We start from the raw sequence: 6,394 nt of genomic DNA, 5'->3' as shown, positions 1-6,394 counted from the left end.
TTCCATATTTTCAAGAAGTTGCTTGAAACTCATCGCTTAACCTTCCAGTTCAATCTTGGTCAGGCACTCACGCAAGATAGGGCCGTACTCGGTCTTGCCGGGGCAAACGAAAGTACAGAGGGCCAAATCTTCCTCATCCAGCTCCAGGCAACCCAGTGCTTGCGCACCGTCGGTATCGCCGGAGACCATATCCCGCAGCAGCAGGGTAGGCAGGATGTCGAGTGGCATCACCCGTTCATAGTTGCCGATAGGCACCATGGAACGGTCACTACCGTTGGTAGTGGTGGTGAAGTTGATAAGGCGACCCTTCATCAGGTGAGAGAGGGTGGTGCGGGTGATGGAGAACTTGTTGGCGCTGGGGTTGATCCAGCCCAGGAACTCTTTCTCACGACCCTCGCCCAGTGCACAGACCTGATTGTGGTAACGACCCAGATAGTCGTGAACACCATCAGCCTTGGCGCCGCTCAGCAGGGAACCGGAGATGACGCGGTTTTCATCGGCACGCAGCTCATTGTTGGTGAGCTGGCTGATGCAGGCACCCAGACGGGTACGCAGCAGACGCGGTTTGAGCACGTTCGGGCCAGCCAGGGCGATCACCTTGTCGGTATAGATCTGGCCGGTGGTGAACAGCTTGCCGAACGCGATCACATCCTGATAGTTGATGTGCCACTGCACCTTGGTGCTGCTGACCGGATCCAGGAAGTGGATATGGGTACCAGGCAGACCGGCAGGATGCGGACCGACGAAGATCTCTTCTTTGACCTGAGCCAGAGGAGAGTGGGGCAGGCTGCCTTCGCCTTTACAGACATAGACGGTGCCGTCGGTCAGACGAGTCAGCACGGCCAGACCGTCTAGAAACGCCTGAGACTGCTCTTTGATGATCAACTCTGCGTTGGCGGCCAGCGGGTTGGTGTCCATCGCGGTCACGAAGATGGCGCGCGGGGCTGAGCCTACCGCAGGGACTTTGCTGAACGGGCGAGTGCGCAGTGCGATCCACTGGCCTGATGCAACCAGGATCTCTTGCACCTTGCTGCGCTCGAGCTTGGCCAGCTCGGAAGAGGCAAAATGCTCGAAGGTCACCTGCTCATCGGAGCCGTCGAGGTCGATGACCACTGACTGGAGCACACGTTTGGCTCCACGGTTGATCTCTGAAACTACGCCGGTGGCGGGGGCCGTGAATTTAACGCCGGGATTCTTCTTGTCTTCGAAGAGCTCCTGACCTTTGATGACGCGATCACCTACTTTGACGAACATAGTAGGTCGCATCCCCACGAACTCCTCGCCCAGTGTAGCAACACGGGTGATGGCGGGGCCATCGTAGATTACTTGCTCTGGCGCACCCAGCACGGGGATGTCCAGTCCTCTTTTGATTGTAATCATACTTAATTGCACTACCGTTACGGGAAGAGAGGTTGGTTAGCGCCGAGAAATACATCACGACGGGTGGTTGAATGAGTCGCTGTTGTGGCTGCGCCGGGTGGTCAGGCTCAGCAATTATTCAACATGCGAGGTCACTCAAAAGCGCTTGAGTCTACCACTTAAGGCCCATTTTCTGCCATGCCAAATAGGCAAAATCCCTGCGTCATCACAAAATTAACCTGCAATGAATAACCCCTGAATTCCTTGTAAGCTGTGGTTTTAAAGGTTTTTTTAGTTTAATACCCCCATGGGGGTATGCTTGTGTAAGGCTGTGACTAAGCCGCCAGGGAAAACTGAATTAAAAACCTATTTATGGTTGTCAGGATCAGCAGGCTGGCGGCTTTTTGTTTAATTTTTGTTTGTTTGTCACCCATAGGGTGGTGGGTCAGAGCAATGGGTGACAGCTAGCCGTTCAGGAGTGCGAGGGGTTGCCAACACAAGCTGGTGTGCGTGGTGCCTTACCCTTCTCCTGCCACTCGCTTGCCGTGTAGGTATGCAGTGCAAGTGCATGGACAGCGCCGGCCAGTTCATCGGCCAGGATGGCGTTGACCTGACGATGCCGAGAGAGAAGGCGCTGACCCGCAAACTGTTCGCTGACGATCACCACCTTGAAGTGGCTCTCAGATCCCGGCTCCACTCGGTGCATGTGGCTCTCGTTGATCACTTCCAGCAGAGTGGGGGAGAGGGCTGCCGTCAGCTTGGCTTCAATCAGTTGTTGGATGGTCATAGGATCAGCTTCCAGAGTGAATGTCGGGCCATTCTATCGGCTGTCTAGGTGTGGAATAAGCCCCCGCAAAAGGAAAATCGCCTGCTATCCGTTCATTAGCACGCTCCGAACTGGTGAAATTCCTGCTCCTCGCTAGAATAGCGCCACTTTGCGTCGCCCCTGGCGCCTGTATCCATGAATCAAGCCGAGGTTGGACTCTTCCTATGCAAACCCTTCTCGACACTCCCCATTGCCAGCTCACGCTCTACCGCTATCCGCGCCAGAGTCAGGAGACACTGCAAGCCTGGGATGCGGCTGACGAATATCTGATCAACACTCTGGCGGAGTCCCCCCTCGAGCAGGCGGGCCACGTCATCATCATGAATGACGGTTTTGGCGCGCTTGCCGCCTATCTGCATCCGCACTCCCCCTGCTGTGTCACCGACTCCTACATCAGTGAGCGGGCTACCATGGCCAATTTGGCCGAAAATGGGCTGGATACGAGCGGGATTACCTTGCAGGATGCGCTGGCACCGCTGCCCGATGCTCCTGCGCTGGTGGTGATCAAGGTCTCCAAATATCAGGCACTGCTGGAGCAGCAACTGCTGGCGCTGCGGGAGGTGGTGACACCGGCAACCCGCGTTATCGCTGCCGGCAAGGCGAAGGATATTCATACCTCCACCCTCAAGTTGTTCGAGAAGTATCTGGGGCCTACCCGTACCTCGTTGGCCTGGAAGAAGGCGCGTCTCATTCACTGCGAGCCGCAGGCAGAACGCCCCGCGCTGGCCAACCCCTTCCCGACTGTCTGGCCGTTGGAGGGGAGTGGCATGCTCATCCACAACCATGCCAACGTCTTCTCGCGCACCAGTCTCGATATCGGTGCCCGCTTTATGCTGGACAACCTGCCCATCCACAGTGCCCGCAAGGTGATCGATCTGGGCTGTGGCAACGGGGTTTTGGGTCTGTCGCTGCTCGCCAAAGATAGCGAGGTGGAGGTGACCTTTATCGATGAATCCTATATGGCGGTCGCCTCGGCACAGCTCAACGTCGAGCACAATCTGCCCGATGCACTGCCGCGTGCCCGCTTTATGGTCAATAACTGTCTCGACGGGGTGGCGGTAGGTTCGGCGGATCGGATCCTCTGCAACCCTCCTTTCCATCAGTTACAGGCGATCACCGATCATATCGCCTGGCAGATGTTCAGCGATGCGCACCGGGTGTTGCCTCAGGGGGGTGAACTCTGGATAGTAGGCAACCGTCATCTGGACTATCACAACAAACTCAAGCGCTTGTTTGCCAACGCACAAGTCGTTGCGTCGAACAGCAAATTCGTTATTTTGAAAGCCATCAAACGCTAAAGCCAAAGGAAACCATGATGAAAAAGTCACTCTTGCTGCTGGCCGCCCTGATGCTGGGCGGGTGTGCCACTCATTGGCCGGAGACAGCGCTGCTCAATCCGCAGGTGATCCCCGCCAACCAGCAATACTACTCTGGCAATCGCATCACCATGGAAGGGGTAGACAAGCGTGAGGCTGCCTACGTCTTCTCCATCAAACATAAAGAGAAAGCCCCCGTGCTGGTCAACAGCGAGCGTCCGCTCAATCTGCTGATGGCCGAACGGCTGGCTGAAGGACTGCGTAGTCAGGGTCTCGAAGTGGGCAACAGTGGCACCACCAACCTGACGCTGGTGATCTCCAACGCCGCAGTCAATGTGGAAGAGAAGACCTTTACCTATGTCACCAAGTCCCGCGTCAGTCTGCAGGTGATCGCCGATTTCCAGGGCAACCGTCTGACCAAGCAGTTCAACATGTCTTCCAGCAAGGAGAGCCCGAGCGAGCCAAGCATGGCCGATCTCGAGTCTACACTGAACCTGCAACTGGGTAGCGTGCTGCAGCAGATCATGGCCGATGAGGCGCTGCGCGGTTACCTTAAAGGTCAACCGAACGGCGCAGGTGTCTGATGATGAAAAAACTCTGGTTGCTGGCCATGTTGATCGCCCCGCTGGCGTTCGCGGGCCCGAAAGTGAGAATGGAGACCAACCACGGCAATATCGTGGTGGAGCTGGCGTCCAAGCAGGCGCCCCAGACGGTGAAAAACTTTTTGCGCTACGTGGCTGATGGCAGCTATGACGGCAGCATCTTCCACCGGGTGATCCAGGATTTTGTGGTGCAGGGGGGGGGGTATAACCAGCAGTTCCAGCAACTGCCAACTTATGAGCCGGTGGTCAACGAGTCGCGTGGCGGTCTGCCCAACAAGCGTGGCTCCATCGCCATGGCTCGCACCCAGGCGGTCGACAGCGCTACTCGCCAGTTCTACTTCAATCTGGTCGACAACAATAACCTCAACGCCGGTGGCTCTGCGGGTTATACCGTGTTCGGTCAGGTGGTTCAGGGGATGGAGGTGCTGGACAAACTGGCTCAGGTACAGACCGGTTACAGCCCCATTTTGCGTGCCAACGATGTGCCGACCAGCCCTGTCATCCTGAAGAAGGTAGTGTTGCTGGCGGAAACCCCGGCGGACAAGAAAGCCGGCAAGTAACCCATTGCCGGATGCGGTATGTCACCGTGATCCCGTCGCGCCACCATGCAAGGCTCATCCCGTTCGGGATGGGCCTTTTCTCTGGCCGGGCTTCTTGTGTCTATCTCCTTACCCGCCTTGGCTATCTGCCATCAACCTGCCAAAATGACGCACTTTTCCAAAGTCGTCAGGTAGTTGAATATGATCCGCACACCGAGTTGGCGGGAATCGCTCGCTGTTTATCTCGAAGCCCGAGTACTCATTCTCTTTGCCATGGGCTTTTCATCGGGTCTGCCGCTGTTGCTGGTATTTGGCACCCTCTCATTCTGGTTGCGCGAGGCCGATGTCAGCCTGACCGATATCGGTTACATGAGCTGGGTGGCGCTGGCCTACGGCTTTAAATGGTTGTGGTCGCCGCTGGTGGATCGTATGCCATTGCCACTGCTCTCTACCCTGTTGGGGCGTCGTCGTAGCTGGATGTTCTTCTCCCAGCTATTGATCGCGGCTGCGTTGGTAGGGATGGCGTTTTGTGATCCCAAGAGCGGGTTGACTCATTTGGCCTTGTTCGCCCTGCTGGTGGCCTTTGCCTCGGCGACTCAGGATATCGTGATCGACGCCTATCGCATCGAATCTGCTCCCGAGCGACTGCAGGCTGCGATGGCGGCCTCCTACATGACTGGCTACCGGTTGGCGATGATCATCGCCGGTGCCGGCGCATTGGCGCTGGCAGCCTGGTTTGGCAGCAACAGCGGCTATGACTATCGTGGCTGGCAGATCACCTATCTGGTGATGGCCGGTCTGATGTCACTCGGGGTGATTACCACGCTGTTCTGCCATGAACCTGATATCGATCTGGCCGGTCAGGGCAGACAACAGGCAGAGCGCAAGGCACTGCTGCAGGAAAAGGGGTGGCCCGCCCCCTTGGCAAGTGCCGGAGCCTGGGGTTATGAGGCGGTCTGGAGTCCGTTTGCCGACTTCTTTCGCCGTTATGGTCGCTCGGCGCTGCTGATCCTTTTGCTTATCGCCTGTTACCGGATTGCGGATGTGGTGATGGGGGTGATGTCCAACAGCTTCTATGTGGATATGCAGTTCAGCAAGACCGAAGTCGCCACTATCACCAAGGTGTTTGGCGTTATCATGACGCTGGTGGGGGCGGCACTGGGGGGCGTGCTGGTGATGCGCTTTGGCACGCTGCGGATCCTGTTTCTCGGGGCGCTGCTCACCGCCAGCACCAATTTGCTGTTTGCCCTGCTCCATCAGGTTGGTCACAACCTGGAGCTGCTGACCCTGATCATTTCGCTCGATAACCTCAGCGCCGGCATCGCCACCGCAGCTTTTGTGACCTATCTCTCCAGCCTGACCAATGTGGCGTTTTCAGCGACGCAATACGCCCTGTTCAGCTCGGTGATGTTGCTGCTGCCCAAGTTGCTGGCCGGTTTTTCGGGGCAGGTGGTGGAGCAGATTGGCTACAGCGCCTTCTTTGTCGGCACCAGTTTGTTGGGCTTGCCCGTGTTGTTGTTGATTGTGCTGGTCGCCCGTAAAGGGGGTGAGTTGTTCTCAGTTGCTGACAAATAGCAAGCGTTTGCGTAGAATCGGGGGTGATTAGATTCACACTTCCGGATAAAGTTCCCGAGAAGTTGTTTCACCCCCAATTTTATTTGATTAGAATTCCTCTCGCTCCTTGTGGGCAGGCTACGGAAAACCTCAACTAACGCACAAGAGACCAATAAAATGGCCAAATTTACCAAGACT

Annotated in this window: 6 protein-coding genes; 4 read left to right on the top strand and 2 right to left on the bottom strand. The window is 56.6% G+C overall.

From position 1 onward, the window contains the following. Nucleotides 1-36: 36 nt before the first annotated feature. Nucleotides 37-1,380 (bottom strand): Na(+)-translocating NADH-quinone reductase subunit A, encoded by a 1,344-nt coding sequence (locus G5358_RS19675; RefSeq protein ID WP_005343681.1) that lies wholly within the window; start codon nucleotides 1,378-1,380, stop codon nucleotides 37-39. Nucleotides 1,381-1,831: 451 nt separating this feature from the next. After that, nucleotides 1,832-2,146, bottom strand: coding sequence for a BolA family protein (locus tag G5358_RS19670; protein WP_227341207.1), 315 nt, complete (start codon nucleotides 2,144-2,146; stop codon nucleotides 1,832-1,834). A gap of 203 nt (nucleotides 2,147-2,349) precedes the next feature. On the opposite strand from G5358_RS19670, the gene G5358_RS19665 reads away from it, so the two are divergent. The 4 genes from G5358_RS19665 (at nucleotide 2,350) to G5358_RS19650 (ending at nucleotide 6,217) form a co-directional block, all read left to right on the top strand. Continuing rightward, entirely contained in the window at nucleotides 2,350-3,483 is a 1,134-nt protein-coding gene (locus G5358_RS19665; RefSeq protein WP_227341205.1) for a methyltransferase, read from the top strand. Between the two features lie 17 nt (nucleotides 3,484-3,500). Beyond that, nucleotides 3,501-4,085 carry a YajG family lipoprotein gene (locus G5358_RS19660; protein WP_047435490.1) on the top strand — a complete coding sequence of 195 codons (585 nt, stop codon included), beginning with the start codon at nucleotides 3,501-3,503 and terminating at the stop codon, nucleotides 4,083-4,085. Between the two features lie 2 nt (nucleotides 4,086-4,087). Beyond that, nucleotides 4,088-4,663 (top strand): peptidylprolyl isomerase, encoded by a 576-nt coding sequence (locus G5358_RS19655; protein WP_216954445.1) that lies wholly within the window; start codon nucleotides 4,088-4,090, stop codon nucleotides 4,661-4,663. A gap of 174 nt (nucleotides 4,664-4,837) precedes the next feature. Continuing rightward, nucleotides 4,838-6,217, top strand: coding sequence for an AmpG family muropeptide MFS transporter (locus G5358_RS19650; protein ID WP_216951902.1), 1,380 nt, complete (start codon nucleotides 4,838-4,840; stop codon nucleotides 6,215-6,217). Nucleotides 6,218-6,394 lie beyond the last annotated feature (177 nt).

Origin of the sequence: Aeromonas sp. 604176 (assembly GCF_049170755.1) — a bacterium.
Classification (GTDB): domain Bacteria; phylum Pseudomonadota; class Gammaproteobacteria; order Enterobacterales; family Aeromonadaceae; genus Aeromonas; species Aeromonas veronii_A.
This window is presented reverse-complemented; position numbering and strand designations above follow the sequence as displayed.